This window comes from Gemmobacter caeruleus, assembly GCF_008271655.1.
In the GTDB taxonomy this organism is placed as follows: domain Bacteria; phylum Pseudomonadota; class Alphaproteobacteria; order Rhodobacterales; family Rhodobacteraceae; genus Gemmobacter; species Gemmobacter caeruleus.
Genome location: NZ_VKKX01000011.1, coordinates 621,388 through 645,734, shown reverse-complemented (window position 1 = coordinate 645,734; position 24,347 = coordinate 621,388). Strand labels below are relative to the sequence as shown.

At 68.7% G+C, this 24,347-nt stretch carries 31 protein-coding genes and 3 tRNA genes; 17 read left to right on the top strand and 17 right to left on the bottom strand.

What is annotated here, in order from left to right:
* Positions 1-119 precede the first annotated feature (119 nt).
* Positions 120-320: a hypothetical protein gene (locus tag FOA17_RS05820; RefSeq protein WP_149140509.1), complete on the bottom strand. Its 201-nt coding sequence runs from the start codon at positions 318-320 to the stop codon at positions 120-122.
* Positions 321-491: 171 nt separating this feature from the next.
* Here FOA17_RS05820 and FOA17_RS05815 point away from each other — a divergent pair.
* The 5 genes from FOA17_RS05815 (at position 492) to FOA17_RS05795 (ending at position 2,973) form a co-directional block, all read left to right on the top strand.
* Positions 492-566: transfer RNA gene (locus tag FOA17_RS05815), tRNA-Gly, on the top strand.
* An 18-nt stretch (positions 567-584) separates the two neighbouring features.
* Positions 585-659, top strand: a tRNA-Gly gene (locus tag FOA17_RS05810).
* Positions 660-762: 103 nt separating this feature from the next.
* A complete protein-coding gene (hisB, locus tag FOA17_RS05805) occupies positions 763-1,350 on the top strand; it encodes an imidazoleglycerol-phosphate dehydratase HisB (RefSeq protein ID WP_149140508.1) in 588 nt (195 codons plus the stop codon).
* 70 nt (positions 1,351-1,420) lie between these two features.
* Complete coding sequence (gene hisH, locus FOA17_RS05800) at positions 1,421-2,062, top strand: imidazole glycerol phosphate synthase subunit HisH (RefSeq protein ID WP_149140507.1); 642 nt, start codon at positions 1,421-1,423, stop codon at positions 2,060-2,062.
* Positions 2,062-2,973 carry a glutaminase gene (locus FOA17_RS05795; protein WP_149140506.1) on the top strand — a complete coding sequence of 304 codons (912 nt, stop codon included), beginning with the start codon at positions 2,062-2,064 and terminating at the stop codon, positions 2,971-2,973. Before hisH ends, FOA17_RS05795 begins: the two co-directional genes overlap by 1 nt.
* Here FOA17_RS05795 and FOA17_RS05790 read toward each other — a convergent pair.
* Together FOA17_RS05790 and FOA17_RS05785 are read right to left on the bottom strand one after the other, a co-directional pair.
* Positions 2,970-3,824 carry a DMT family transporter gene (locus FOA17_RS05790; RefSeq protein ID WP_149140505.1) on the bottom strand — a complete coding sequence of 285 codons (855 nt, stop codon included), beginning with the start codon at positions 3,822-3,824 and terminating at the stop codon, positions 2,970-2,972. The genes FOA17_RS05795 and FOA17_RS05790 overlap by 4 nt on opposite strands.
* Before the next feature lie 103 nt (positions 3,825-3,927).
* On the bottom strand, positions 3,928-4,314 hold the full coding sequence (locus FOA17_RS05785) for a DUF2147 domain-containing protein (protein ID WP_149140504.1): 387 nt from the start codon (positions 4,312-4,314) through the stop codon (positions 3,928-3,930).
* A gap of 145 nt (positions 4,315-4,459) precedes the next feature.
* Between FOA17_RS05785 and hisA the strand changes: the two genes are divergently transcribed.
* A complete protein-coding gene (gene hisA, locus FOA17_RS05780) occupies positions 4,460-5,179 on the top strand; it encodes a 1-(5-phosphoribosyl)-5-[(5-phosphoribosylamino)methylideneamino]imidazole-4-carboxamide isomerase (protein ID WP_149140503.1) in 720 nt (239 codons plus the stop codon).
* On the opposite strand, the gene FOA17_RS05775 is transcribed toward hisA, so the two are convergent.
* Positions 5,176-6,081: a hypothetical protein gene (locus tag FOA17_RS05775; RefSeq protein ID WP_149140502.1), complete on the bottom strand. Its 906-nt coding sequence runs from the start codon at positions 6,079-6,081 to the stop codon at positions 5,176-5,178. The two genes, hisA and FOA17_RS05775, sit on opposite strands and share 4 nt — an antisense overlap.
* Before the next feature lie 117 nt (positions 6,082-6,198).
* Here FOA17_RS05775 and hisF point away from each other — a divergent pair, with 117 nt between their 5' ends.
* A complete protein-coding gene (hisF, locus tag FOA17_RS05770; RefSeq protein ID WP_149140501.1) occupies positions 6,199-6,960 on the top strand; it encodes an imidazole glycerol phosphate synthase subunit HisF in 762 nt (253 codons plus the stop codon).
* On the top strand, positions 6,957-7,268 hold the full coding sequence (locus FOA17_RS05765) for a phosphoribosyl-ATP diphosphatase (RefSeq protein ID WP_149140500.1): 312 nt from the start codon (positions 6,957-6,959) through the stop codon (positions 7,266-7,268). The genes hisF and FOA17_RS05765 overlap by 4 nt, the downstream gene beginning before the upstream one ends.
* Before the next feature lie 201 nt (positions 7,269-7,469).
* Here the strand turns inward: FOA17_RS05765 and FOA17_RS05760 are convergent, their stop codons facing one another.
* Both FOA17_RS05760 and rlmB read right to left on the bottom strand, forming a co-directional pair.
* Positions 7,470-7,889, bottom strand: coding sequence for a CoA-binding protein (locus FOA17_RS05760; protein ID WP_149140652.1), 420 nt, complete (start codon positions 7,887-7,889; stop codon positions 7,470-7,472).
* Between the two features lie 166 nt (positions 7,890-8,055).
* Positions 8,056-8,844 carry a 23S rRNA (guanosine(2251)-2'-O)-methyltransferase RlmB gene (gene rlmB, locus FOA17_RS05755; RefSeq protein ID WP_149140499.1) on the bottom strand — a complete coding sequence of 263 codons (789 nt, stop codon included), beginning with the start codon at positions 8,842-8,844 and terminating at the stop codon, positions 8,056-8,058.
* A 119-nt stretch (positions 8,845-8,963) separates the two neighbouring features.
* Here rlmB and FOA17_RS05750 point away from each other — a divergent pair.
* Both FOA17_RS05750 and FOA17_RS05745 read left to right on the top strand, forming a co-directional pair.
* Positions 8,964-9,047, top strand: a tRNA-Tyr gene (locus FOA17_RS05750).
* A gap of 115 nt (positions 9,048-9,162) precedes the next feature.
* Entirely contained in the window at positions 9,163-9,960 is a 798-nt protein-coding gene (locus FOA17_RS05745; RefSeq protein ID WP_149140498.1) for a dimethylarginine dimethylaminohydrolase family protein, read from the top strand.
* 55 nt (positions 9,961-10,015) lie between these two features.
* Here the strand turns inward: FOA17_RS05745 and FOA17_RS05740 are convergent, their stop codons facing one another.
* On the bottom strand, positions 10,016-10,417 hold the full coding sequence (locus FOA17_RS05740) for a hypothetical protein (RefSeq protein WP_149140497.1): 402 nt from the start codon (positions 10,415-10,417) through the stop codon (positions 10,016-10,018).
* 87 nt (positions 10,418-10,504) lie between these two features.
* On the opposite strand from FOA17_RS05740, the gene FOA17_RS05735 reads away from it, so the two are divergent.
* Positions 10,505-11,518: a hypothetical protein gene (locus FOA17_RS05735; RefSeq protein ID WP_149140496.1), complete on the top strand. Its 1,014-nt coding sequence runs from the start codon at positions 10,505-10,507 to the stop codon at positions 11,516-11,518.
* On the opposite strand, the gene FOA17_RS05730 is transcribed toward FOA17_RS05735, so the two are convergent.
* The gene (locus FOA17_RS05730; protein ID WP_149140495.1) at positions 11,519-12,112 is read right to left on the bottom strand and encodes a LysE family translocator; all 594 of its coding nucleotides are present in this window, start codon (positions 12,110-12,112) and stop codon (positions 11,519-11,521) included.
* 82 nt (positions 12,113-12,194) lie between these two features.
* Between FOA17_RS05730 and FOA17_RS05725 the strand changes: the two genes are divergently transcribed.
* The 3 genes from FOA17_RS05725 (at position 12,195) to FOA17_RS05715 (ending at position 15,466) form a co-directional block, all read left to right on the top strand.
* A complete protein-coding gene (locus tag FOA17_RS05725) occupies positions 12,195-12,638 on the top strand; it encodes an Lrp/AsnC family transcriptional regulator (RefSeq protein WP_149140494.1) in 444 nt (147 codons plus the stop codon).
* A 75-nt stretch (positions 12,639-12,713) separates the two neighbouring features.
* Positions 12,714-14,072 carry a calcium-binding protein gene (locus FOA17_RS05720; RefSeq protein ID WP_149140493.1) on the top strand — a complete coding sequence of 453 codons (1,359 nt, stop codon included), beginning with the start codon at positions 12,714-12,716 and terminating at the stop codon, positions 14,070-14,072.
* Between the two features lie 104 nt (positions 14,073-14,176).
* The gene (locus tag FOA17_RS05715; RefSeq protein WP_149140492.1) at positions 14,177-15,466 is read left to right on the top strand and encodes an O-acetylhomoserine aminocarboxypropyltransferase/cysteine synthase family protein; all 1,290 of its coding nucleotides are present in this window, start codon (positions 14,177-14,179) and stop codon (positions 15,464-15,466) included.
* A 4-nt stretch (positions 15,467-15,470) separates the two neighbouring features.
* Here the strand turns inward: FOA17_RS05715 and FOA17_RS05710 are convergent, their stop codons facing one another.
* From FOA17_RS05710 to FOA17_RS05700, 3 genes are all read right to left on the bottom strand, one after another.
* On the bottom strand, positions 15,471-16,997 hold the full coding sequence (locus FOA17_RS05710; protein ID WP_162528175.1) for a trimethylamine methyltransferase family protein: 1,527 nt from the start codon (positions 16,995-16,997) through the stop codon (positions 15,471-15,473).
* 138 nt (positions 16,998-17,135) lie between these two features.
* A complete protein-coding gene (locus FOA17_RS05705; RefSeq protein WP_149140490.1) occupies positions 17,136-17,822 on the bottom strand; it encodes an HAD family hydrolase in 687 nt (228 codons plus the stop codon).
* A 100-nt stretch (positions 17,823-17,922) separates the two neighbouring features.
* Positions 17,923-18,201 carry a DUF3572 domain-containing protein gene (locus FOA17_RS05700; protein ID WP_149140489.1) on the bottom strand — a complete coding sequence of 93 codons (279 nt, stop codon included), beginning with the start codon at positions 18,199-18,201 and terminating at the stop codon, positions 17,923-17,925.
* 132 nt (positions 18,202-18,333) lie between these two features.
* Here FOA17_RS05700 and FOA17_RS05695 point away from each other — a divergent pair, with 132 nt between their 5' ends.
* Entirely contained in the window at positions 18,334-19,722 is a 1,389-nt protein-coding gene (locus FOA17_RS05695; protein ID WP_149140488.1) for a diguanylate cyclase, read from the top strand.
* Between the two features lie 24 nt (positions 19,723-19,746).
* Here the strand turns inward: FOA17_RS05695 and FOA17_RS05690 are convergent, their stop codons facing one another.
* Genes FOA17_RS05690 through FOA17_RS05675 form a run of 4 tightly spaced genes read right to left on the bottom strand, consistent with a single transcriptional unit; the run spans position 19,747 to position 21,948 of the window.
* Positions 19,747-20,247 (bottom strand): periplasmic heavy metal sensor, encoded by a 501-nt coding sequence (locus FOA17_RS05690; RefSeq protein ID WP_149140487.1) that lies wholly within the window; start codon positions 20,245-20,247, stop codon positions 19,747-19,749.
* Between the two features lie 2 nt (positions 20,248-20,249).
* Positions 20,250-20,621, bottom strand: coding sequence for a dihydroorotate dehydrogenase (locus tag FOA17_RS05685; protein WP_149140486.1), 372 nt, complete (start codon positions 20,619-20,621; stop codon positions 20,250-20,252).
* A gap of 34 nt (positions 20,622-20,655) precedes the next feature.
* Positions 20,656-21,261 carry an RNA polymerase sigma factor gene (locus FOA17_RS05680; protein ID WP_149140485.1) on the bottom strand — a complete coding sequence of 202 codons (606 nt, stop codon included), beginning with the start codon at positions 21,259-21,261 and terminating at the stop codon, positions 20,656-20,658.
* Between the two features lie 60 nt (positions 21,262-21,321).
* Positions 21,322-21,948 (bottom strand): EF-hand domain-containing protein, encoded by a 627-nt coding sequence (locus FOA17_RS05675; RefSeq protein WP_149140484.1) that lies wholly within the window; start codon positions 21,946-21,948, stop codon positions 21,322-21,324.
* A gap of 201 nt (positions 21,949-22,149) precedes the next feature.
* Between FOA17_RS05675 and FOA17_RS05670 the strand changes: the two genes are divergently transcribed.
* Entirely contained in the window at positions 22,150-22,551 is a 402-nt protein-coding gene (locus tag FOA17_RS05670; protein WP_149140483.1) for a DUF983 domain-containing protein, read from the top strand.
* On the top strand, positions 22,541-23,200 hold the full coding sequence (locus FOA17_RS05665) for an NUDIX hydrolase (RefSeq protein WP_149140482.1): 660 nt from the start codon (positions 22,541-22,543) through the stop codon (positions 23,198-23,200). Before FOA17_RS05670 ends, FOA17_RS05665 begins: the two co-directional genes overlap by 11 nt.
* On the opposite strand, the gene FOA17_RS05660 is transcribed toward FOA17_RS05665, so the two are convergent.
* Positions 23,197-23,718 carry a lipocalin family protein gene (locus FOA17_RS05660; RefSeq protein ID WP_149140481.1) on the bottom strand — a complete coding sequence of 174 codons (522 nt, stop codon included), beginning with the start codon at positions 23,716-23,718 and terminating at the stop codon, positions 23,197-23,199. The genes FOA17_RS05665 and FOA17_RS05660 overlap by 4 nt on opposite strands.
* Entirely contained in the window at positions 23,706-24,341 is a 636-nt protein-coding gene (locus FOA17_RS05655) for a hypothetical protein (RefSeq protein WP_149140480.1), read from the bottom strand. Before FOA17_RS05655 ends, FOA17_RS05660 begins: the two co-directional genes overlap by 13 nt.
* Positions 24,342-24,347 lie beyond the last annotated feature (6 nt).

The window sequence follows — 24,347 nt, the reverse complement described above, 5'->3', positions numbered from 1 at the left end:
ACGCCACCGGGCTGCGGCCCGCGTCATGCGTGAGCCACCGCCAATCGCCTTGCCACACCGCCCCACCGGGGCGGCGTTCCGCATCGCGATCCTGTCTGCGCGGCCCCGGCTTCCGCCCCTCAGGGCGGCACATGACAGAGACGGGGCGAGGTCACGCCGGCCCGGGCCAGCGGCGCGGCACCGAACTGCGCCCCGCGCCGCGCCAGCCGGCGCCGCAAGGCGAGCATATCAGCCACGGCCAGCACCCGACGCCGCACCCCAAACGCCGGCGCCCGCGCGATGGCGATCAGCAGGCGGATCAGGGTCAGACAGGGCAACATCGCAGGGCCTTTCGCAACCGTCTCTGCCCCCTATGCTGCACCCCATGTCTTAACAGTGGCTTAGCGCAGCAGGGCTTTTCGCCGCCGCAAAGATTTTTCGCCGGGCAATGCGTTTTCCCCCTTGCGGCCACCGCGCACCCGGACTAAATCCCGCTCCACCGAACCGGCAGCGCGGGCGTAGCTCAGGGGTAGAGCATAACCTTGCCAAGGTTAGGGTCGTGAGTTCGAATCTCATCGCCCGCTCCAGTTCGGACCGATTGTAGCGCGGGCGTAGCTCAGGGGTAGAGCATAACCTTGCCAAGGTTAGGGTCGTGAGTTCGAATCTCATCGCCCGCTCCAATCGAAAAGAGGCCGCCTTCGGGCGGCCTTTTTCGTTGCGCACAGGCTTCCCTCGCCCGGCGGGCCGCCCTATAAGGCGCGCATGTCCCCAGCGGAGAGCCCCATGCGCAAGGCCGAGATCACCCGCCGCACCTCGGAAACCGAGATTTCCATCGCCATCGACCTGGATGGCACCGGGCGTTACGACATGCAGTCGGGCGTGGGTTTCTTCGATCACATGATGGATCAGCTGTCGCGCCATTCGCTGGTCGACATGACCCTGCGCGCCAAGGGCGACCTGCATATCGACGACCACCACACGGTCGAGGATACCGGCATCGCGCTTGGTCAGGCACTGGTGCAGGCGCTTGGCGACAAGAAGGGCATCCGCCGCTATGGCGAATGCAGCCTGCCGATGGATGATGCACAGGTGCATTGCGCGCTCGACCTGTCGGGGCGGCCGTTCCTGGTGTGGAACGTCCCCTTTCCGAGCCAGAAGATCGGCAGCTTCGACACCGAACTGGTGCGCGAATTCTTTCAGGCCCTGGCGACCCATGGCGGCATCACGCTACATATCGACATGCGCCACGGGGTGAACAGCCACCACATCGCCGAAGCCGCCTTCAAGGCGGTGGCGCGCGCGCTGCGCATGGCGGTTGAAACCGACCCGCGCAAGGCCGACGAGATCCCCTCGACCAAGGGCGCGCTCTGACCGCAAGTCTTCGACGAAGACTTGCCCTTGCGGATTTTCGTCGAAAATCCGTCGCCGGAAAGGATGGAACATGGCCCTGACAGTGCTGGTCGATTACGACAGCGGCAACCTGCATTCGGCCGAAAAGGCGTTTCAGCGCATGGCGGCCGAGACCGGCGGCGGCGAGATTGTCGTCTCCTCCCGCCCCGAGGATGTCGCCCGCGCCGACCGGATCGTCCTGCCCGGCGACGGCGCCTTTCCGGCCTGCCGTCAGGCGCTTGGCGCCCATGGCGGGCTGTTCGAGGCGATCTCGGAGGCGGTGCGCGACCGTGGCCGGCCCTTCATGGGCATCTGCGTCGGCATGCAGATGATGGCCAGCTGGGGCCGCGAATATACCGACACGCCCGGTTTTGACTGGATCGCCGGCGAGGTCACGCGCATCGCCCCGAGCGATCCGCATCTCAAGGTGCCGCATATGGGCTGGAACGATCTGGTGATCGACCATCCGCACCCGGTGCTGGCGGGGGTCAAGACTGGCGATCACGCCTATTTCGTGCATTCCTACGCCTTTCGCGTGACCAACCCGGCCGAGCGTCTGGCCCATGTCGATTACGCGGGCGACATCACCGCGATCATCGGCGCGGGCACCATGATCGGCACCCAGTTCCACCCTGAGAAATCGCAGGCGACCGGGCTGCGCATCATCGCCAACTTCCTCACCTGGGCGCCCTGATGGATCTTCAGGCCATTCTGGACCGGATCGGGGCCGAAATGGCCGAGGCGCCCGATCGTGGCCGCGTGGCCGATTACATCCCCGAACTGGCCGATGTCTCGACAGATCATTTCGCGATGGCCGTCTGCACCGCCGACGGGCAGACCTTCACCACCGGCGATGCCGAGACGCCCTTTTCGATCCAGTCGGTGAGCAAGGTCTTCACCCTTGCCATCGCGCTTGGCCGGCTGGGCGACCAGCTCTGGTACCGGGTCGGGCGCGAGCCGTCGGGCCTGGCCTTCAATTCGATGATCCAGCTGGAGCATGAGCGCGGCATCCCGCGCAATCCCTTCATCAATGCCGGTGCCATCGTCGTGACCGATGCGATTCTGGCCGGCCACCAGCCGCGCGAATTGCTGGGCGAGATCCTGCGCTTTCTGCGCGAGGCGGCGGGGGAAGACGCGATCCACATCAACCGCGCCGTTGCCGCCTCGGAACAGGCGACGGGGCACCGCAATCTGGCGCTGGCGCATTTCATGGCGGCGCATGGCAACCTGCTGCATGCGCCCGATCTGACCTGCGGTACCTATTTCCACCAATGCGCCATCGAGATGAGCGCGCGGCAACTGGCACTGGCCGGGCGGTTCCTGATGGCGGCGCCGGGCATGCCGCGTCTGTTGTCGCCGGCACGCACGCGGCGGATCAATGCGCTGATGATGACCTGCGGCCATTATGACGGATCGGGCGAATTCGCCTATCGCGTGGGGCTGCCCGGCAAATCCGGCGTGGGGGGCGGCATTCTGGTGATCGCGCCGGGCCGCGCCTCGATCGCGGTCTGGTCGCCGGGGCTGAACGCGCAGGGCAATTCGCAACTGGGCACTCTGGCGGTGGAGCGGCTGGCACGGGCGACCGGCTGGTCGGTCTTTGGCTAGGCGCGCCGCCGCCCCGCCACCGCCCAAAGCCCGGCGACGATCAGGCCGAACCCCGCCGCCTCGCGCCAACCTACGCTTTCCCCCAGGAACAGCGCGCCCAGGGCCGCGGCCGAAACCGGGATCAGAAAGGTCACCAGCAACAGGTTCACCGCCCCGGCCGAGGCCAGCAGCCGGAAATAGAGCGCATAGGCCAGCGCGGTGGACAGCAGCGCGATGCCCGCGACCGCGCCCCAGACCGGCGCCGCCGGCAGGGGCAGCGCCCAGGGCTGGTCATGCAGCAGCCAGACCGGCGTCAGGATCAGGCTCGCCGCCATGACCTGCCCGAAGGCGGCTTGCAGTGGCGCCACGCCCAGGGCGCGGAACCGCCGCCCCCACAGCCCGGCCAGCGCATAGCTCAGCGCCGCCGCGAGGCAGGCCAGCATCGCCAGCGGCGCCCCGGCCCCGCCGCCCAGCATGGCCGCCACCCCGGCAAAGCCGATCCCGACGCCCGCCACCCGCCTCGGCGTCGCGGCTTCGGCCCCTGCCAGATGGGCGACCAGCACCCCCCAAAGCGGCGTCGTCGCATTCAGGATCGCGGCGAGCGTGCCGCTGATCTGCCCCTGCGCCAGCGCGAACAGCGAAAACGGGATCACGTTGTTCAGAACACCCATCACCGCCAGCGCCCGCCACAGACCGGCGCCGCGCGGCAGATGCCCGCGCAGCATCACCGCCAGGGCCAGCGCGCCCAGCGTGACCCGCCCCCAGACCACCGATAGCGGCGGCAGCCCGGTCAGCGCCACCTCGACAAAGAAGAACGACCCGCCCCAGAGCAGGGAAAGCAGGATCAATCGGCCCCAGTCGGACAGGGACATGACGCAGGCTCCGTTTCAGGTCGGGCCAGCCTTGCACGGCGCAAAGCCCCCGCGCGACCCGAAGCCTGCGCATAATCCGGGCGACAAGGCCGCCCGGCGCGGCTTACTTCACCCGCTTCCAGCTCTGCGCCTTGCAGATCAGACCGCCGGCGACACAGCCCGACAGTTTCATCCCGCTTCCCGCGATCTGCGCCTTGCCGACATAGATCTTGTTGTTGGACGGGCGCCAGACCTTGCCCTCATAGGCACCACCCCCGGCGGCAACCATGTCGATCACGATCTGCTTGCCGATATTGGGCGAGGCGAAGTCCTTGCCGTTCTTGAAGGTCTGCGTGATGTTGCCGCAAAAGGCGGCCCCGCAGGGCTTGATCGTGACATGGGCATAGGCGCCGTCATCCTCTTGCGTCTGCCACACCCCCTCGATCGGGTCGGCCAGCGCCGCCCCCGCCATCAACCCCAGCCCGATCACCGCCAACACCAGTTTCCGCATCGGTTTCCTCCTCCCCGCTTGCCCGGCCATCATCCGGCCCGCTGCCGGATTCCCGCAAGCGTGACGTTACGGCCCGCGCTTCGCCCTTGCCGTCACGTCGCCTGCATGCGAAACCGCCGCCAGCCAGCGACGACGGAGCCCGATCATGATCCTTTACCCCGCCATCGACCTGAAAGACGGCCAATGCGTGCGGCTCTTGCGTGGCGAGATGTCGGCGGCGACCGTCTTCGGCGACGACCCCGCCGCACAGGCCGCGAAATTCGAGGCCGCGGGCTGCGACTGGCTGCATCTCGTCGATCTGAACGGCGCCTTTGCCGGCCAGCCGGTGAACGCCGCCGCGGTGGAGGCGATCCTCGCCCGCGTCAAGGTGCCCGCCCAGCTGGGCGGCGGCATCCGCGACATGGCGACCATCGGCATGTGGCTGGAAAAGGGGCTGTCGCGCGTGATCCTCGGCACGGTGGCGGTGGAAAACCCCGCGCTGGTGCGCGAAGCCGCCCGTGCCTTCCCCGGCAAGGTCGCCGTAGGCATCGACGCCCGCAAGGGCTTTGTCGCGACCAAAGGCTGGGCCGAGGAAACCACGGTGCAGGCGACCGACCTCGCGCGCAGCTTTGAAGATGCCGGGGTGGCCGCGATCATCTATACCGATATCGACCGCGACGGCGCCATGCAGGGCCCGAATATCGAAGCGACCGAGGCGCTGGCCCGGGCGGTGTCGATCCCGGTCATCGCCAGCGGCGGGGTCAGCCGGATGGAAGACCTGATCGCGCTGCGCGACACCGGCATCATCGCCGGCGCCATTTCGGGCCGCGCGCTTTACGATGGCGCAATCGACCTCGCCTCGGCGCTGACGGCGCTCAAGGGCTAGGCGGGGCGCCAGAGCGCGCGCCACAAAAGCCAGAGCCACAGCCCGAGCCCAAGCGCCGAACTGACCAGCGCCACGGCGATATTCGTGGGCAACCCACCCAGGGCCGCCCAGCCGGGCACCGCCAGCAGCGCCACGATCAGCGGCGCCAGCGCAAAGGACAAGGCCCGCATCAGCGGCAGCGGCGGCCCGAACAGCGCCACCGCGCCGCCGCGCCGCCCCAGCCGCCGCATGACCCAGAGCGTCAGCCCCGGCATCACCAGCCCCAGCAGATGCAGCGGGCTGGGCCCCATCGCCACCTGCGCCGCCCAAAAGGCAAATACCCCCAGCGGCGCCAGCCCCATCCACCAGCGCGGCTCCGGCCAAGTGCCGCTCCGGCTCAGCCCCCAGAAGGCAAGGCCCACGCCCAACCCCGCCAGCGGCTGATAGAGCAGCATCGCTGGCAGTCCCACGGCCACCTCCTGCTCCGCCGGCCAGAACAGTGCCCAGACGGCGCCGAAAAGCCCCAGCAGAACCAGCCCCGCCGCCTGCCGCCAGACCGGCCCGCGCGGCAAGCGCAGCCCCACCGCCAGAACCCACAGCCCGCTGATCAGCGCATGCCAGGCCAGCGGCGTCCAGACCAGCTGGAACGGCACCGCGTCATAGATCGTGCCGACCACCGCCCCCTCGCCGCCATAGCCCAGCAAGGCCCCGCCCAGAAAAGCCGCGCGCCAGCCCCCCAGCCCCGACCAGATCACCGCCGACAGCGCCGCCGCCGCCAGCAGCGCATAGGTCAGCCAGGTCCAGACCAGCACCGGCAGGGTCATGTCGGCGCGCGGAAAGCTCCAGAACAGGGTCTCCGACGCCCAGAGCGCGCACCATCCGAGACAAAGCGCGGCAAGAATATAACGCAAACCCGCAGTCATCCGACACTCCGGCAGCCAATGCGGACCAGCCTAACAGAGATGCGCCGCCCCGGCATCACCATCTGGCCCTTTCGCCCCGGACGGGCTAGAAGGGGCCGGCAAGCGACAGGACCAGCCATGCTGAAAACCCGCATCATCCCCTGCCTCGACGTGGCCGATGGCCGCGTGGTCAAGGGCGTCAACTTCGTCAACCTGATCGACGCCGGCGACCCGGTAGAGGCCGCCCGCGCCTATGACGCGGCCGGCGCGGACGAACTGTGTTTTCTCGACATCCACGCCACGCATGAAAACCGTGGCACCATGTTCGATCTGGTCACCCGCACCGCCGAACAATGCTTCATGCCGCTGACCGTGGGCGGCGGCGTGCGCACGCATCACGATGTGCGGGCGCTGCTGCTGGCCGGGGCCGACAAGGTCAGCTTCAATTCCGCCGCCGTCGCCAACCCCGATGTCGTGGCCGAGGCCGCCGACCGCTTTGGCAGCCAATGCATCGTGGTGGCGATCGACGCGAAGACCGTGGAACCCGGCCGCTGGGAAATCTTTACCCATGGCGGGCGCAAACCCACCGGCATCGACGCGGTGGCATTCGCCCGCACCGTGGCGGCAAAGGGCGCGGGCGAAATCCTGCTCACCTCCATGGATCGCGACGGGACCAAGGGCGGCTACAACCTGCCGCTCACCCGCGCCATCTCTGACGCGGTGTCGATCCCTGTCATCGCAAGCGGCGGGGTCGGCACGCTCGACCACCTGGTCGAAGGCGTGACTGAAGGCGGCGCCAGCGCCGTGCTGGCCGCCTCGATCTTCCATTTCGGCACCTTCACCATCGGCGAGGCCAAGGCCCATATGGCCGCGGCCGGCATCCCCGTGAGACTGGCATGACCACGCTTTCCACCCTCGCCGCCACCATCGCCGCCCGCAAGGGCGCCGATCCCGACAGTTCCTGGACCGCCAAATTGCTGGCCAAAGGCCCCGAGAAATGCGCCGAAAAATTCGGCGAGGAGGCGGTCGAGGCCATCATCGAGGCGGTGAAGGGCGACCGCGCCCGCCTGACCTCGGAAGCCGCCGATGTGCTCTATCACCTGCTCGTCATGCTCGCTGCCCGCGACGTGACCCTGGCCGAGGTCGAGGCCGAACTGGCCCGCCGCGAAGGCATCTCCGGCATCGCCGAAAAGGCCGCGCGCGGCTGACCCAGGCGCATCGTGGGCCCCCGACCTTGCCTGAGTATTTGCACAAGGAGCAAGACCAGAACGCAAGGCGGGGCGGCCAAACGGCGCGCCCCGGTCTGTTTTGCTTCTTGCCCAAATACTCAAAAAAACCCGAGCCTCCTGCCGCAGGCAGGGGGCGAGAGGAAAGGCTTGCGCGCCGCAAGGCGCGCGCCGCATGGCAGGTCAGAGACCGAGCCGCGGGATCTCGATCGCGGGGCAGCGATCCTCGATCACCTCGACCCCGGCCGCTTCGGCCAGGCGCGCGGCCTCGGCATTGCGGATGCCCAGTTGCATCCAGACCGCCTTCACCCCCGGCAGGCGCAGCGCCTGTTCCACCACCGGCGGCACATCCTCGGATCGGCGAAAGATATCGACCAGATCGACCGGCGCGTCGATATCGGCCAGCGTGGCACGCACGGTTTCGCCCAGGGCGCTTTGCCCCGCCACGCCGGGATTGACCGGGATCACCCGATAGCCGCGCGATTTGAGAAAGGCCGCAACGCGGTGGCTGGGGCGATCGGGGTTCGGCGACCAGCCCACCACCGCAATCACCCGCGCCGCGCCCAGAATGCGGCGAATTTTCGTGTCGATATCCTGCGTCATGACCAGCCTGCGCCCGATAAAAAAGCGCCCGGGCGAACGGGCCACGGGCGCAAGGTGTGGAACGAGGGACAGTAAAGGGAAGGGACGGGGGTTCCAGACCCGCTCTCCGTTACTGTGATATGGGAATCTTTCGGAACGGTTAAAGCCCGGTCGCGATCTTGTGACCTCACCGCTGGCTGACCGCGTAAAGCGCCACCGCTGCCGCGTTGGAGACATTGAGCGACCCGAAACCGCCGCTGAACGGGATGCGCACCAGATGGTCGCAGGTCTCGCGGGTTTTCTCGCGCAGGCCGGGGCCTTCGGCGCCCATCACCAGCCCGATCGGGCGGGTGCCGGCGGCGGCCACCGCCTCGGCCACGGTCTGCTCCGCCTCGCCATCGAGGCCCAGCAGGATATAGCCCATCTCGCGCAGCTCCTCCATCGCCTCGGCCAGGTTGGTCACGCGCAGATAGGGCTGCCGCTCCAGCGCGCCGCTGGCGGTTTTCGCCAGCGCGCCGGTTTCGGGGGCCGAATGGTGACGCGGCGCGATCACCGCACGGGCGCCGAACACCTCGGCCGAGCGCAGGACCGCGCCCACATTATGCGGATCCGTCACCCGGTCGAGCAGCACGACCAGCGGCGCCCCCTGCCCCGAAATGGCGACATCGGCGAGCCGCCCCCAGTTCAGCGGCTTGACCTCCAGCGCGGCGCCCTGATGCACCGAACCTTCGTCGATCGGCACATTGAACTTGCGCGGATCGGCGATTTCGGGCTCGATCCCGGCATGTTCCACGGCATCGGCCAGCTTGTCCCAGGCGTTCTTGGTCAGCACCAGGCGCAGCTTTTCACGCGCGGGGTTCATCAGGGCATCACGCACGGCATGCAGGCCGAACAGCCAGACGGTTTCCTTTTCCGAGGCGCGCCGCGCGCGTTCCTTGTCGATCACCCAGGCCGGTTTCTTGGCGCCGCCGCTCATCGCATCATCCCTTTTGACGTGGCGCGGACAATGCGCCGGGGCGCGGGGGCGGTGCAAGTGAAAATCCTGACATTTCACCCTTGACGCCCCCGCCGCCCCCGGCTAAATCCCCCGCCAGTGGGCGACGTGCTGCAAGGTGCGGCAGCGGACTGTAACTCCGCCGAGGCGACTCGTGCCTGGTTCGATTCCAGGGTCGCCCACCATCCTTCTGAAATTGCCGGAAATTTTGCGCAAGTGCGCGCAGCGACCGCTGATGTCGCATGTGGCCTGTGCGGCGGCCCCGTTTTGCGCTACCACAGGCGCAGCAGGAGGGGCCCCATGACCGACCGTTCGTTCCGTTTCAGCCATGCCATCACCCGCAAGCCCGCGCGCTCGATCACCGAAGGGCTGCGGGCGGTGGATACCGGCGCGCCCGATCTGGCGCGGATGCAGGCGCATCATGCCGATTACATCGCCACCCTGCGCAGCACCGGCGCCACCGTGGTCGAGCTGGACGCCCTGCCCGCCTACCCGGATTCGGTCTTTGTCGAGGATACCGCGCTCTGCCTGCCGGCGGGCGCCATCGTCATGCGCCCCGGCGCGCCCAGCCGGCTGGGCGAAGCCGCCGAGATGGCACCGCATCTGGAGACGCTTTATGGCGAGGTGCGGCGGATCACGGGCGCGGACAGTTTCATCGAGGGCGGCGACATCCTGATGACCGAGACCGAGATCCTTGTCGGCCGGTCGGCCCGCACCAATGCGGCCGGCATTGCCGAACTCGCGCGGCTGACCGCCGATTGGGGCGAGGTGGTGCGCGAGGTGCATACGCCCCCCGGCGTTCTGCATTTCAAGACCGATTGTTCGCTGCTGGATGCCGAAACCATCCTGTCCACCCCGCGGCTTTCGGCCTCGGGCTGTTTCGCCAGTTACCGCGTGATCGACGTGGCCGAGGGCGAGGAGGCGGCGGCGAACACCATCCGCTTCAACGATCTGGTGCTGATGCCCGCGGGGTTCCCGCGCACCCGCGACCGGCTGCTGGCCGCGGGCTTTGACCTCCGCGAGATCGGCAACAGCGAATGCGCCAAGCTGGATGGCGGCATGTCCTGCCTGAGCCTGCGCTTCACCCCGCGCGGCTAGGCCATCTGCACGGCGCCGCCGCGCAGTCAGGCGTTTGCACGGCGGCGCCGCGCGGTCAGGGCATCAGCACGGCGGCGCGGTCAAAGCTGGCGCTGTCGGCGCTGCCATCGTCATAGACCACCATCACATCCACCCGCTGCACCTGGCCCAGCGGCTGTTCGATGAAGGGCAGATGATCGGCGGGAATGGCATTGGGCTGGGCGGTGCCCTCGGCGCAGGGGGGCAGCGGCCAATCGCTCAGCGCGCCGCCATTGATGGCGAACACCACCCGGTCCAGCCCGCAGCGCCAGCTTTCCAGATGGGTGAAATAGACCAGATCCTTGCCATCATATTCCCGCACCGCGATCCAGTTGGCGCGGGTTGCCTGCAAGATCGGCTTGACCTCGGCGGCCGTGGTAAAGGACTGGGCAAAGGCAGGCGCCGCCACAAGGCAAAGTGGAAGAAGGAAGCGCAACATCCTGAAATTCCTTTCGGAACGAAGGTTTTGACGCCGGCCGCCCCCCCCTGTAATCTGGGGAAAAGCAAGAAGGCAGGCCGTTCCATCATGTCAAAGGTATCCGCCCCGGCGCAAGCGCCCCGGCAGGCGTTCAACATTCTGGCCGTCGTGCAGGGCGGGCGGCTGCAATATGAGGCGGTTCTGCTGGCAGCCTCGCTGCGCCAGACCAACCCCGATTTCGCCGGCACGCTCTATCTGGCCGAACCGCAGCCCGGGCCGCGCTGGTCCGCCGATCCGCGCGTGACAGACCCGGCGGTGCGGGCGCTGCTGGCCGATCTGGGCGCGGTCTTCCTGCCCTTCGAGAACCGGGTGTTCGGCGAAAGCTACCCCTATGGCAACAAGATCGAGGCGCTGACCGCGCTGCCTGACGCCCCTTTCCTGTTTCTGGATACCGACACGCTGATCTGCGGCGATTTCAACTCGGTGGGCTTTGATTTCACCCGCCCCTCGGCCTCGATGAAACGCGAAGGCACCTGGCCCGAGATCGAGCTTTACGGCCCCGGCTACAGCCAGATCTGGAAATCGCTTTACGATCGTTACGGGCTGGATTTCGCCAGTTCGCTCGATCTCGGCAAGCCCGACGAATATTGGCAGCGTTATCTTTACTTCAACGCCGGCTGGTTCTTTCACGAAAGCCCCCGCGCCTTTGGCGAGCGGTTCCTGCTTTATGCCCGCGACATCCGCTGGAACGCCCCGCCGGAACTGGCCTGCCAGAGCTTCGATCCCTGGCTGGACCAGATCGCCTTGCCGCTGGTGATCCATTCCTTTGACGGCGGGCGGCCGGGGCCGGAACTGGCGGGGCTGGATGGCGATGTGACCTGCCATTACCGCAGCCTCAGCCTGCTTTATGCCCGCGAAAGCGACCGCGCGGTCGCGGCGCTGGAGGCCGCCTGCGCCCCCCAGGCGATCAAACGGGTGCTGAAGGAGAGCGAGGCCTTCAAGCGGCTGGTCTATCAGCCCAAGGGCCGCAAGGCGCGCGCGCTGTTCGACCGCGCTGCCCTGCCCCGGCGCGAACAGGTGATCCGCAACACGCTCAAGAAAGGAGGCTGCTGGTTCCGCTGATCACATCCGCAGCACCGGCAGCAGCGACAGGACCAGCAGCGCCGCCATGGTCCAGTTGAAGGCGCGCAGGCGGGACGGCCGGTCCAGCCAGCGCCGCATCCCCTGCCCCATCAGCGCCCAGAGGCTGACCGTGGGCAGGTTCACCAGGCTGAACACCACCGCGACCCAGATCAGCGCCATCAGGCTGCGATCGGCGGCATAAAGCGCGATGGCGCCAAGCGCCATGGTCCAGGCCTTCGGGTTCACCCATTGAAAGGCCGCCGCTTGCAGAAAGGTCATCGGTCGCCCGGGTGCGGCGGCGGCATCGGGTGGCGCGGCCCGGGCAATGCGGGCCGCGAGCCACAGCATATACAGCACCGAGACCAGCTTCAGCACCATTCCCGTCGCCGGCAACGCCAGCATGGCCCCGGCCACCCCCAACCCCATGGCAAAGCACATCACGCCGAAACCCAGCGAAATGCCCAGCATATGCGGCAGGGTGCGGCGAAAGCCGAAATTGGCGCCCGAGGCCATGAGCATCAGGTTATTGGGCCCCGGCGTGACCGAGGTGACGAAGGCAAAGCCCAGAAGGGCAAGAAAGACATTCTGTTCCATGCGCCGCATTCTGGCGGCTTTGCCACGCCGGCGGGTTGTTTTGATTGCAACAAATGCTCACATCATGCAACTATTGCGCATCATGGACCTGATCGACCAAAAGATATTGCGCACCCTGACCGCCGAGGGGCGCATCCCTAATCTGGAACTGGCGGCACGGGTGGGCCTGTCGCCCTCGGCCTGCCTGCGCCGCGTGCAAGAGCTGGAGCGGCAGGGCATCATCAAGGGCTATCGCGCGGTGATCGACCCCGCCCGCATCGGCATCACCTTTACCGCCTATGTCACCGTCGGGCTGAACCAGCATACCAAGGCCGCGCAAGAGGCGTTTGAACGCGCCGTCGCCCGGGCGCCGCAGGTGCGCGAATGCCATAACATCACCGGCACGGTCGAATATCTGCTGCGGGTCGAGGCCGCGGATCTGGCCGCCTACAAGCATTTCCATACCGAAATCCTCGGCGCGTTGCCGCAGGTGGACCGGCTGACCACCTATGTCGTGATGGGCAGCCCCAAGGACGACCGGGCCTGACCTGCCGTCGGAAAGGGGTGCAAGCCGGCGCAAAGCCCGTTATGGTGGCGGCGCTTGTCAGGTAACGAGGCCACGATGTCTTTGTATGTCCCTACCACCGATCTTGAGGGGCGCGGTGTCCAGATCCGGCTGGACCCGGCCGAGGATCTGCTGGTGCCGCGCGCGATCACCATCACCTCGCTGTCGGGCAGCGCGGTGACGGCGGCGGGCAACGGCCATCTGCTGCGCGTCGCGGGCGAGGTGTCGGGCACCACATTCGGCATCGAACTGGGCACCGACGCGCAAAGCAGCGGCAACCGGCTTGAGGTTTTTGCCGAAGGCAATGTGCTGGGCAGCTTCATGGCGGTGATGCTGCGCGGATCGGCCGATCTGGCCAACCGGGGCGAGATCATGGGCAGCGCCTATGGCATCGGGCTGCGCAGCGGCGCGGCCGACCATGTCTTTCTGGAAAACCATTACCGCATCGGCGGCGGCGATATCGGCATCGTGCGCCATGGCGCCCGCGATTCCGCGCGGGTCGATTTCTACAATGCCGGCTTTCTCTGGGGTGGCACCGCGGCCTATGACGGGCTGGACACCGCGCGCGGCGTCGATGCGGTGGTCAATCGCGGCCTGATCACCGGCCATGTGCTGCTGGGCGGCGGCGCCGATACGCTGGACAATCGCGGCGGCTGGATCGACGGCTGGGCGCGCGGCGAAGGCGGCAGCGACACCTTCATGCCCGGCGCACAGGCCGAACGGTTTGACGGCGGCAGCGGCTTTGACTGGCTCGATTTCTCGGACGGCGCGGCGGTGGTGGTCTCGCTCCTGCGGGGCGGGCTGGCCAGCGGGGACGCGGCTGGCGATGTCTATCGCAATTTCGAGGGGATCCGGGGTTCGGGTCAGGATGACCAGCTGACCGGCAATGCCCGCGCCAACCAGCTGGAGGGCGGCGATGGCGCCGATACCCTGCTGGGCGGCAATGGCAATGACCGGCTGACCGGCGGGGCGGGCGCCGACAGCCTGCTGGGCGGCAATGGCAGCGACCGCCTGCTGGGCGGGGCGGATGCGGACCGCCTGCTGGGCGGCAATGGCCGCGACTGGCTGGAGGGCGGCGCCGGTGCCGATACGCTGATCGGCGGCAACGCGCCTGACCGTTTCGTGTTCCGCGATCTGGCCGATGCGGGCGATGTGATCGTCGATTTCGGGCGGGGCCCCGACCGGGTCATGGTGTCGCAGGCCATCGCGGGCCTGCCCGCCGGCGCGCTGGCGGCGGCGGCCTTCAGCAGCGGCACGACCGGGCTTGCCCAGGATGCTAGCGACCGTTTCGTGTTTCGCAGCACCGATGCGACGCTGTGGTTCGACGCCGATGGCACGGGGGCGGCGGCGGCGGTCTTGCTGGCGACCTTTGCCCCCGGCACGCAACTGACGGCGCAGGATATCCTGATCTTCTGATCCGCCCCTTCTCTGGCGCGTTTTCCGGGCAGGCCGCCGCGCCTGCCCCATTGCCTGCGCGCAAGGCTGCGCCTACCCTCGCGCCAGCAACGGAGGATACCGCTATGACCGATCGCCCCCTTGGCTTTGACACGCTGGCCATTCACGCCGGCGCCAAGCCCGACCCCGCGACCGGCGCCCGTCAGGTGCCGATCTACCAGACCACCGCCTATGTGTTCCGCGATGCCGATCACGCGGCGCGGCTCTTCAACCTGCAAGAGGTGGGCTATATCTATTCGCGCCTGACCAACCCCACCGTCGCGGCCCTGGGCGACCGCGTGGCGGCGCTTGAGGGCGGCGCGGGCGCGGTCTGCTGTTCCTCGGGCCATGCGGCGCAGTTGATGGCGCTGTTCCCGCTGATGCAGCCGGGCTGCAACATCGTCGCGGCGACCCGGCTGTATGGCGGCACGATCCAGCAGTTTTCCAACACGATCCGCAAATTCGGCTGGTCGGCGAAGTTCGTCGATTTCGATGACGAGGCCGCGATCCGCGCCGCGATCGACGACAATACCCGCGCCATCTTTTGCGAAACCATCGCCAATCCGGGCGGCGTGGTCAGCGATCTGGCGATGCTGGGCAAGCTGGCCGCCGATGTCGGCCTGCCGCTGATCGTGGACAACACGACCGCGTCGCCCTGGCTGTGCCGGCCCATCGACTTTGGCGCCACGCTGGTCGTGCATTCGGCCACCAAATACCTGACCGGCAATGGCACCGTCACCGGCGGGATCGTCGTCGATTCGGGCAAGTTCGACTGGTCGGCCTCGGGCAAGTTCCCCTCGCTGGCCGCACCGGAGCCGGCCTATCACGGGCTGAACTTCCACGCGGCGCTCGGGCCGATGGCCTTTACCTTCCACTCCATCGCCGTGGGGCTGCGCGATCTGGGCATGACCATGAACCCGCAAGGCGCGCATTACACCCTGATGGGGATCGAGACGCTGGGCCTGCGCATGGCGCGCCATGTGCAGAACGCCAAGACCGTGGCGGAATGGCTGGAGGCCGACCCGCGGGTCGAGGGCGTGACCTGGGCGGGTCTGAAATCCTCGCCTTATCATGGCGTTGCCGGGCGTATCGTGCCCAAGGGCGCGGGCGCCCTGTTCACCGTGGCGGTGAAGGGCGGCTATGAGGCCTGCGTCAAGCTGGTGGACAGTCTGACCCTGTTCAGCCATGTCGCCAATCTCGGCGATACGCGCTCGCTCATCATTCACCCGGCCTCGACCACGCATCGCCAGTTGGACGAGGCGGCGCAGGTTCGCGCCGGGGCCGCGCCGAATGTCGTGCGCATCTCGATCGGGATCGAGGACGCCGCCGACATCATCGCCGATCTGGATCAGGCGCTGGCCAAGGCGACCGCCTGACCGGTCAACCCGCGAGGCGCGCGGCGACGAATGCGTCGAGCGCCTCGGCCGCCGCATGATCGAGGGCGGGGTCTTCGGCCCCCTCCAGCAGACGTGAGGCCAGACGATGCGCGCGCTCGGACGTCCAGAGCGCGCCATCCAGCTCCCAGGCCTCGTAGGACCGCAGATCGCTGAGAAATCCGCGCAGCGGGGCTGCATTGCCCTGACGGGCAAAGCCCTGCGCGCAGCCCCGGGCGATGCTGGCCGGATCCAGATCCTCGGGCGTGATCGCCGCCAGATCCGGCGCAGATGCCCGGGCCATCTGTTGCAGGATCTCGCAATCCATCAACAGCTTGTCGGGGCTGGCGGTCAGCCCGCCCTCCAGCCAGCCGGCGGCGTGATAGATCATGGCCGCCCCGGCCTGTTCCGCCCCCGACAGCGCACGCGCGGTTTCCCACATGCCCTGCCCGTCGGGAATGGCGGCGGTGCAGCCGCCCGAGGCGCGGAAGGGCAGCCCCAGCCGCCGCGCCATCTGCCCCATCATCCGCAGCGCCAGCGCGGTTTCCGGCCCGGCATAGACCGGCGCCCCGCTGGCCCCATCGGCCATGGGCATCAGTGCCCCCAGCATGACCGGCGTGCCCGGCGCCAGGAATTGCAGCAGCGCAATGGCCGACAGCGCCTCGGCCAGCGCCAGCACCACCGCGCCCCCGACCCGCGCCGGGGCATTCACCCCCGCCACCACGAACGAGGTGACGATCACCGGTTGACCTTGCCGGGCAAAGCGCAGCGCGGCCTCCAGCACCTGCCCGTCCTGGCGCAGCGGCGTGACCGGGTTGATATTGGCGAACATGCGCGGCGCGGCGGCGAATTCCGCCGGCGACAGGCCGGCGGCCAGCCGCACCAGCTCCATCGCCTCTTCGGCCTGGGCAGGGGTCAGCGCATAGGCATGGCAGACCTTGTCGCTCAGCCGCAGCACCTCGGCCATGCAGCGCAGATGCCGTTCGGCGGGCGGGATATCGGCCGGCTCCACCGGGTAGCCGCCGATGAAATGCAGGCTGTTCATCTGCTGCGCCAGCCGGATCATGTCGCGAAACGCGGCCCAGTCGCCCAGCCGCTTGCCGCGTTCGATATCCCAGACATGCGTGGCCGAAGAGACAAGGCCAAAGCTGGTCAGCCCGGTGCCGAACTGAAGCGCCCGGTCAGGGTTGCGCGGCGTGATGGTAAAGCGCCCAGGCGCGCGGGCCAGCATCTCGGTCACGAAATCGGCACCCATGCGGACCGTGGTGCCGCTGACCCGTACCCCGGCGGCGCGCAGCGCCCGGCAGAGATCGGGGCTGCCCATGTCGATGCCGGTCTCCTCCAGCAGCGTCAGCGCGGCGGTCAGGATCGCCTCTTGCTGCTCGGGCGTCAGCGGTGCGGGGGCGTCGGGCTGATGCGGCTGCTGCCAGGGGCTTTGCGGCAGGCCCTGCGCGGCAGGGCGGGCGCGCGGGCGGCGCTCGGGCGTGGCCGGATCATGGGTGTCGCTGTCGCGGCTGTCGGTCTCGCGGGCCATGGGGCGCCCCCTTCTATGACGCGCCGGCGGCCTTGCACCAACCGGGGCTTTCCGGCAGCATGGCGCAAAGCGGATTGTAATGCAGACAATATTCGCGACACAAAATGTCGCAAACATGCCGCAATACGCCCTCCACGCCTATTGCTGATCCAACCAGCCGGGCAAGGCGCCGATATCTTCCAGCACGACATCGGCATGGGGCGCCAGATCGTCATGCCCGGCGATGCCGGTCAACACCGCGACCCGTCGCATCCCGGCGGCGCGGGCGGCCTCCAGGTCATGCAGGCTGTCGCCCACCATCGCGATATGCGCGGGCGGAAGGCCGTTCGCGCGGGCAAAGGCCAGAAGCTGCCCCGGCCCGGGCTTGAAACCATGGCCGGAATCGTAACCGGCGACGAAATCGAACAGATCGCGCAGATCATGCGCCGCCAGATGCGCCTCGGCCGGCGCCTCGGTGTCGTTGGTGGCAAGACCGATCGCCAGCCCCCGCCCGCGCAGTGCCTCGAACAGCGGGCGCAGCGGCACCGCCTCGGCCATGCGGGCGGTGGCGGCCACCGCATTGATCCGGTCGATGACCTGCGCCGCGCTCAGCCCCGGCAGCAGCGGCAGCATGGCGCCCGCCACCTCGGGCGCGGTGCCGGCGATCACCGGGCTTTCGGGATGGAAATCCTGCGCCTCGGGGTCATAGCCAATCGCCGCCGCCAGCCGGCCTTGCAACGCCGGATCCGCCGTCAGTTCCTGCAAGACTCGATTGGCCCAGCCGCCCCAGCTGCGCCGGAAATCGAACAGCGTGCCGTCCTTGTCGAAGATCAGTCCCTGAATCATGCGCCCTGCCCTTTTCTGTCCTATCCTGCCATGCCCGCCGCGCGGCCGGTGGCCCATCCCCGACCCGGATTGGCCCGCCCGCGTCACCCCGGGCTGGTGTTCAGGTCCAGTGTGGCCCCGCGCCCCCGGGTAGGGCCGCCCGCGCCATCAGCGGCATTTCCGGCGCAATTCCCGCGCTTTGTGCGAAATCCAGCACCATGCCATCCTCGGTCAGCAGGAAATCCAGCACCGCCCCCAGAAAGACCGCATCCCCCGCCAGTTGCGGCAGATCCTGCGGCGCAGCCCCCGAGGCAGCGAGGAACTGCCCCAGCCGCTCGTCCTGCCCCAGCAACCATCCAAGCACCTGAAGCGCCAATGTCTCGGCGGATTCCTGCCGCATCGTCGCAAAACCCCGTTTGAGCCCTTCGATCCGCGGGCTTGATGCCCGTTGAGTTAACAAATGGAAAGCATTTCTTAACCAGTTGAGGTAAAACTGGCGGTCAAGGTAGCAAGTGGCGCGATGGACAGGGTTATGGCGGGCAGGATTCTCATCGTCGATGATGTGGCGACCAATCGCATCGTCTTCAAGGTCAAGCTCGGGGCGGCTTGCTATCACCCCCTGCTGGCGGCCGATGGCGAAACGGCGCTGCGGCTGGCCCGCGAAGGCCAGCCTGATCTGGTGCTGTTGAACATGGCGCTGCCCGACATGCCGGGCATCGAGGTGCTGCGCCAGCTCCGCGCCCATCCTGCGACGCGGGCGATCCCGGTTGTCATGGTCACCACCGGCGGCAACACCGAGGCGCGTCTTGCCGCGTTGGAGGCGGGGGCCGAGGATTGTCTGGAAAAACCCATTGATGACGGGCTGTTGCTGGCACGTCTGCGCAATCTTCTGCGCAGGCATGAGGCCCTGGCCGAGCTGGGCCAGCAGGATGGCGCGCTGCATGCGCTTGGCCTTGCGGAAAGCCCGGCAGAGTTTGACCGCCCCGGCTGCATCGCCCTGATCGCTGACCGCACCGAAACCGCGCTGCGCTGGCGCAAGGACCTGGCCGGACAGTTGCGCGACCGGATCTGCGTGCTGACCGCCGACGAGGCGCTGACCGAGGCGCCCGGCAATGATGCGGGGCTGCCCGACCTTTTCGTGATCGAGGGCGGCGGCGCCGGCACGCATGGCGGTTTGCGGCTGATGTCGGACCTGCGCTCGCGCACAAGGACGCGCCATGCCGCGATCGTGGTCCTGCAAGACCAGGCCACGCCGGCCGATCTGGCCATGGCCTATGACATGGGCGCCAGCCTCGCGCTTGGCCAGCCGGTCGCGGGGCGCGAACTGGCGCTGCGGCTGCAAGGGCTGGTGCGTCACAAGATCCGCGCCGACCGGCTGCGCGCCTCGGTGCAGGACGGGTTGCGCCTGGCGCTGATCGACCCGCTGACCGGGCTGTATAACCGCCGCTATGCCCAGCCACGGCTGACCGCCATCGCCGAACGCGCCCGGGCCGAGGGGCGCAGCTTTGCCGTCATGGCCATCGACCTCGACCGCTTCAAATCGGTGAATGACCGTTTTGGCCATGCGGCGGGCGATGCCGTGCTGATCGAGGTGGCGCGGCGGTTGACCGACAATCTGCGCCCCGCCGATCTGGTCGCCCGCATCGGTGGAGAGGAGTTTCTGGTCGCCCTGCCCGATGCCGGCATGAATTCGGCGCAGCGCACCGCCGAACGGCTGTGCCGCGCGGTGGAGGAAACGCCGTTCCGCCTGGCCGACGGGCGCGGGCTGTCGCTGACCGTGTCCATCGGGCTGGCGGTATCATCCTTCGAGGAACAGCTGCCCGAGGATATCGCGCAGGTGGTCGATCGCGCCGACCGCGCCCTGCTGACGGCCAAGGCCGGCGGGCGCAATCAGGTCATCTCGCATCACACCGCGGCCTGAACCCGCCGCCGGCGCCCGGTGAAATCAGCGCTTGTCGTCATGGCCGCCCTTGCGACCGCGCCGCGCCAGGCTTTGTTCCAGCCGGTCGGCAAAGGCGCGCCGTTCGGCCACCGTCATCGCGACCAGCCGGTCGCGCATCAGGGTCTGGCCAAGCGCCACCTGATCCGACAGGCGGCGGCTTTGCTGGGCAAGCGCGCTGTCCAGCGCCGCGCTCTGGAACGGGTCGGCCCGCAGTGCCGCCAGCACCGCCTCCATATCCTGCTTCAGCGCCGCGCGCAGCGCCTCGCCGCCGTTCACACGCTCCAGAAAGGCGCGGCGCAGCGCCTTGCGGTCGGCCTCGTCCAGCGCGCCGGCAAAGGGGCCAAAGCCCGGATCGCGGACCACGCGCCCCTCGGGCGGGCCCTTCAGGATCGCGCCCCCGACCACACCCAGGCACAGAAGATTGACCGCCAGCAGCGCCAGAAACGCCCGTTTCCAGCGCAGCGCCCGCTGTTCGGGCGACAGCGCCCCGGCCTGTTTCGCCATGATCACCCCTCCGCCAACCAGCCATCCAGGCTGGGGATCAGTTCCACCACATCATCCACCGCCGTTTCGGCCCCAAAGGCCGCCGAGACGCTGGCCACCGGGGCCGACAGCGCCGCCGGCTGCGCAAAGCCCAGCCAGATCCCGGCCAGCGTCGCCGTGGCCAGCCCCGCGGCCGCGCCGCCAAAGCCGCCGACCCAACCGGCCAGCAGCGCCAGCAGGGACCGCCCGCCGAGCCGCGTCACCGCGTCCGCGGCCGCCGTCACCGGCTGCGCGGCATAGGCATCCTCCAGCACGCGCGCCAGAAAGTCGGGGGCGGGCCGGGTTTCCGTCGCACGCGCCTCGGACAGAAGCGCATCGAGATCCTGCATTGTCATCTCGCTTCTCCTGACTGCGGGCCAAGGCTGTCTGTCATGCCTCTGCCCCTTCATCCTCATAGCCCAGGGCGGCTTTCTGCCCCGAAAGCAGGGCCGCCAGGGCGCGTTTGCCGCGCGCCGTCAGGCTTTCCACCGCCTCGACCCCGATCTCCATCACGCTGGCGATCTCGGGGTTGCTCAGGCCCTCGATATGGCGCAGCACCACCGCCTGCCGCTGCCGGTCGGGCAATTGCACCAGCGCCGCGTCCAGCGCCGCCATGCGGTCGGCCTCGATCAGCCGTGTCACGACGCCCGGGCTGCCATCGGGCACCTCCGGCGCCTCGTCCAGCCCGTTGGTGGCGCGACGTCGGCGGGCGCGCTGGCGGTCGGTCACCAGATTGGTGACCACGCGGTAAAGCCAGGTTGTCACCTGCGCCTCGCCGCTGCGCCAGTCGGGCGCGATGCGCCAGAGCCGCATCATCGCCTCCTGCGCGACGTCCTCGGCCTCGGCCCGGTCCCCCAACAGGCGCGCCGCATAGCCCAGCACGCGCGGCGACAGTCGCAAGACCAGCGCCCGTGCCGCCATGCGGTCGCCCTGCGCATAGCGCGCCAGCAGAACCTCGTCGCCAAGGTCAGAGAGATCATCAAGCGGCATCGTCATCCGGCAAGATCGTTACCCGCGGCGCCCCTGCCCGGCAAGCCCGGGCAGGGGCATGTTCAATCAGTTGGCCGGGGCCTCCGGCGGGGGCATCATCGGGGCGCCCTCCATGCCCGCCGGCCCGCGGCCTTCGCCAGGGCCATGCCCGTGGCGGCCATGCTTGCCGCCCATGCCGCCCTCGGCGCGCATCTGCTCGAACCGGGTCTTCGCCGCCTCAAGCTCGGCCTTCGACACGGCGCCATCGCCATCGGTATCCAGCCGGCGCAGCATCTTGCCGCTCAGGCCCGGGCCCGGCGCGGCCAAAAGCTCGGTCACCGTCACCGCCCCGTCGCCATCGACATCCAGCGCCTGCATCATCTCGGCCGACATCGCGCGGGCGCGTTCCTCGGCGCGTTTCATCTGCATCGCGACCAGTTCATCGGCGCTGATCTTGCCGTCGCCATCGGCATCCACGGTCTTCATCCGCTCGGCGCGGCTGACCTTGAATTCCTCGGGCGTGATCTTGCCATCCTTGTTGGCATCCATCGCGTCAAAGTCAAAGCCCGGACCGCCGAACGGACCTTCGGCCATGCCCATCATCATGCGCGCATGCCCGCCATCCCGGCCGCGATCGGCCAGGGCCGCAGACCCGAGGCCCCCGGCCAGAATGGCCGCCAGAGCCACCGAAAAGGCAATCGTGCGTTTCTGCATCGTCGTCTCCTGATCTAGAGGTCGCGGCGACCTCTGCCTGTCGCCGTCAAAGTGCAAACGGCGGGTGCGGGCAATTCCGTCGCCGGTTTTTTCCCGCGCCGTAAATTGCGGCTTTCCGGCGCATCTTTGCGCTTGGCCCTTTGCCTGCGCGCGCCGCTTGCCTATTGTCGGCCCGCAGCCCGCGACTCGGATGAGGGACAGATGAGCCAGACCACCACCAATACCCTTTCCGACGAGGATGACCGGCCGATCTGGCCTGCCCTGCTGCGCGGCTGGCGGCGCTGCTGCCCGCAATGCGGCGAAGGGCCGATGCTGCGCGGCTATCTCAAGGTGCGCGATACCTGCCCCGTCTGCGGCGAGGCGCTGCACCATCACCGCGCCGATGACGGGCCGGCCTATATCACCATCCTGATCGTCGGGCATGTGGTGGTGCCGGCGATGCTCTGGACCTTCATGGCCTGGCGGCCCGATCCGGCGATCATGCTGTCGGGTTTTTCGGTCTTTACCGTGGCGCTGACGCTGTGGCTGCTGCCGCGGGTCAAGGGCGCCTTCATCGCGCTGCAATGGTCGCGCCGGATGCACGGGTTCGGGCGTGACGACTGACCTGCCGATCCGGGCCGCCGCGACCGTCGTCCTGACCCGCCGGGGCGCCGATGGCCCCGAGGTGCTGATGGGCCAGCGCGGCGCGGGGGCGGCCTTCATGCCGTCGAAATACGTCTTTCCCGGCGGCGCGGTCGATGCCGCCGATGCGGGCGTGCCGCTGGCCGCACCGCTGCCCGCCGTCTGCACGGCGCTGCTTGCGCCCGATCAGCCCGGACCTGCGACGCTAGCCGTGGCCGCCATCCGCGAGGTGCATGAGGAAACCGGGCTGGCGCTTGGCCGTCCCGGCGCCTGGCCCGACCCGCCCCCGGGATGGGAGGGCTTTGCCCGGCGCGGGCTGCGGCCCGATGCCTCGGGGCTGCGGCTGATCTTTCGCGCCATCACCCCGCCGGGCCGCCCGCGCCGCTTTGACGCGCGGTTCTTTCTGGCCGATGCCGCCGCCATTCAGGGCGACCCCGAGGATTTCACCGACGCCGAGGACGAGCTTTCGCATCTGCACTGGATCGCGCTGTCCGAGGTGCGGCGGCTGGATCTGCCCTTCATCACCGAGGTCGTGCTGTCCGAGGTGGCGCTGATCCTGTCGGGCGGGGAACAGCCCGGCGTGCCGTTCTTTGACAATTCCGGCACGCGGCCAACCTTTCGCCGGCTCTAGAACAGCTGAAGCCGGGTCAGGTCATAGCCATTCCAGTCGAGGATCTCGCGCGCGGCGATCAGGCGGTCGCCGGGCAGCGCACCACCACGATTGAGGATGAAGCCCATCTCGCCCGTCGGGGTGCCGATGACCAGCGTGCGCAGGTCGGTATCGGCCCAGAGGATCCACCAGGGCTGGGTGATGCCCTGCGCGTTTTCGGCCTGCGGCACCAGCCGCCCCGGCGCCGGCAGCGCGGCCAGGCCCTGAAACTGCTGCCGGGTGCGGCCCAGGCACAGATCGGCGATCAACGGCACCGCCCCGCCCTGCGGCGCGCCGATCCGCACTGCGCCCGCCGCGCAACCGCCAGGCGCGGCGGCAAAGGCCGCAACCTGCCGCCAGTCGCCGGCAAGCCCCGCCGGATCCAGCACCGCATTGGAATAGATCGGTTTTTCCCGATCGCGCCAGGTCGTCCGGGTCTCGGGCGCCGGGCGTCCGCAGGCCGCCAGCAGCACAAGCAGGCCAATGATCAGTCGAGACATAGCGTCACCTGCCGGCCATCGGCCTGAAGGATGTCATTGCAGCCAAACAGCGGCTTGTAGGGCGAACAGGTCATTGACCGGGCAAGGCAGACGCCATCGCAATCACCCTCGCGCTTGCAGGCCTTGCCGCCGTCTCGGGTGCGAAAGACGCAGGCCTTGACCCCCTTGCCCGATGCGTCGAGCCATTGGCCGCGATCCCCCTCGCAGGCCAGCTGCGCGGCGGATTTGGGGGCCTCGGGCGCGGCCGGATCGGCGGGGGCGCCGGCGGATGGATCGGCGGGTTTCACAGGCTCCGTCGCGGCGGCGGCGGGCGGCGCGGGTGGCGTGCCCCGGGCCTTGATCGTGCCCGGCGGGATCGGCGCGCCCTGCGCGGGCGATGCCACGGGGGGCGCAACAGGCGCCGCCGCGGGGGCAGGCTTGGCGGTTGCGCCCGTCGTGGCGGGCTTGGCGGTTCCCGGCGCGGCGATCGCGGTGGCGGTGACCGGGGCGCCGGCAATCGCGCCGGGCGCAGCGGTCACCCCCGCCGCCGGCGCGGGCTGCGGCGCGCCCTCGCCCCTGAACGGCGCGGTCAACTGGCACCCGGCCAGCGCGACACACAAGACAAGACCGACAAGCCGACGCATTCCCAC

Excerpts from the sequence above, each read along its gene's own strand:
- hisB (WP_149140508.1), top strand. The coding sequence starts at position 763 with ATGCGCAAGGCCGAGATCACCCGCCGCACCTCGGAAACCGAGATTTCC.
- FOA17_RS05700 (WP_149140489.1), bottom strand. The coding sequence starts at position 18,201 with ATGCGGCAGGAATCCGCCGAGACATTGGCGCTTCAGGTGCTTGGATGG.
- FOA17_RS05710 (WP_162528175.1), bottom strand. The coding sequence starts at position 16,997 with ATGGCCCGCGAGACCGACAGCCGCGACAGCGACACCCATGATCCGGCC.
- FOA17_RS05720 (WP_149140493.1), top strand. The coding sequence starts at position 12,714 with ATGTCTTTGTATGTCCCTACCACCGATCTTGAGGGGCGCGGTGTCCAG.
- FOA17_RS05655 (WP_149140480.1), bottom strand. The coding sequence starts at position 24,341 with ATGCGTCGGCTTGTCGGTCTTGTCTTGTGTGTCGCGCTGGCCGGGTGC.
- FOA17_RS05790 (WP_149140505.1), bottom strand. The coding sequence starts at position 3,824 with ATGTCCCTGTCCGACTGGGGCCGATTGATCCTGCTTTCCCTGCTCTGG.
- FOA17_RS05760 (WP_149140652.1), bottom strand. The coding sequence starts at position 7,889 with ATGACGCAGGATATCGACACGAAAATTCGCCGCATTCTGGGCGCGGCG.
- FOA17_RS05675 (WP_149140484.1), bottom strand. The coding sequence starts at position 21,948 with ATGCAGAAACGCACGATTGCCTTTTCGGTGGCTCTGGCGGCCATTCTG.
- rlmB (WP_149140499.1), bottom strand. The coding sequence starts at position 8,844 with ATGAGCGGCGGCGCCAAGAAACCGGCCTGGGTGATCGACAAGGAACGC.
- FOA17_RS05685 (WP_149140486.1), bottom strand. The coding sequence starts at position 20,621 with ATGACAATGCAGGATCTCGATGCGCTTCTGTCCGAGGCGCGTGCGACG.
- FOA17_RS05795 (WP_149140506.1), top strand. The coding sequence starts at position 2,062 with ATGGATCTTCAGGCCATTCTGGACCGGATCGGGGCCGAAATGGCCGAG.
- FOA17_RS05765 (WP_149140500.1), top strand. The coding sequence starts at position 6,957 with ATGACCACGCTTTCCACCCTCGCCGCCACCATCGCCGCCCGCAAGGGC.
- FOA17_RS05785 (WP_149140504.1), bottom strand. The coding sequence starts at position 4,314 with ATGCGGAAACTGGTGTTGGCGGTGATCGGGCTGGGGTTGATGGCGGGG.
- FOA17_RS05725 (WP_149140494.1), top strand. The coding sequence starts at position 12,195 with ATGGACCTGATCGACCAAAAGATATTGCGCACCCTGACCGCCGAGGGG.
- FOA17_RS05740 (WP_149140497.1), bottom strand. The coding sequence starts at position 10,417 with ATGTTGCGCTTCCTTCTTCCACTTTGCCTTGTGGCGGCGCCTGCCTTT.
- hisH (WP_149140507.1), top strand. The coding sequence starts at position 1,421 with ATGGCCCTGACAGTGCTGGTCGATTACGACAGCGGCAACCTGCATTCG.
- FOA17_RS05820 (WP_149140509.1), bottom strand. The coding sequence starts at position 320 with ATGTTGCCCTGTCTGACCCTGATCCGCCTGCTGATCGCCATCGCGCGG.
- FOA17_RS05705 (WP_149140490.1), bottom strand. The coding sequence starts at position 17,822 with ATGATTCAGGGACTGATCTTCGACAAGGACGGCACGCTGTTCGATTTC.
- hisF (WP_149140501.1), top strand. The coding sequence starts at position 6,199 with ATGCTGAAAACCCGCATCATCCCCTGCCTCGACGTGGCCGATGGCCGC.
- FOA17_RS05745 (WP_149140498.1), top strand. The coding sequence starts at position 9,163 with ATGACCGACCGTTCGTTCCGTTTCAGCCATGCCATCACCCGCAAGCCC.
- FOA17_RS05660 (WP_149140481.1), bottom strand. The coding sequence starts at position 23,718 with ATGTCTCGACTGATCATTGGCCTGCTTGTGCTGCTGGCGGCCTGCGGA.
- FOA17_RS05735 (WP_149140496.1), top strand. The coding sequence starts at position 10,505 with ATGTCAAAGGTATCCGCCCCGGCGCAAGCGCCCCGGCAGGCGTTCAAC.
- FOA17_RS05690 (WP_149140487.1), bottom strand. The coding sequence starts at position 20,247 with ATGGCGAAACAGGCCGGGGCGCTGTCGCCCGAACAGCGGGCGCTGCGC.
- FOA17_RS05775 (WP_149140502.1), bottom strand. The coding sequence starts at position 6,081 with ATGACTGCGGGTTTGCGTTATATTCTTGCCGCGCTTTGTCTCGGATGG.
- FOA17_RS05715 (WP_149140492.1), top strand. The coding sequence starts at position 14,177 with ATGACCGATCGCCCCCTTGGCTTTGACACGCTGGCCATTCACGCCGGC.
- FOA17_RS05695 (WP_149140488.1), top strand. The coding sequence starts at position 18,334 with ATGGCGGGCAGGATTCTCATCGTCGATGATGTGGCGACCAATCGCATC.
- FOA17_RS05680 (WP_149140485.1), bottom strand. The coding sequence starts at position 21,261 with ATGACGATGCCGCTTGATGATCTCTCTGACCTTGGCGACGAGGTTCTG.
- FOA17_RS05670 (WP_149140483.1), top strand. The coding sequence starts at position 22,150 with ATGAGCCAGACCACCACCAATACCCTTTCCGACGAGGATGACCGGCCG.
- hisA (WP_149140503.1), top strand. The coding sequence starts at position 4,460 with ATGATCCTTTACCCCGCCATCGACCTGAAAGACGGCCAATGCGTGCGG.
- FOA17_RS05730 (WP_149140495.1), bottom strand. The coding sequence starts at position 12,112 with ATGGAACAGAATGTCTTTCTTGCCCTTCTGGGCTTTGCCTTCGTCACC.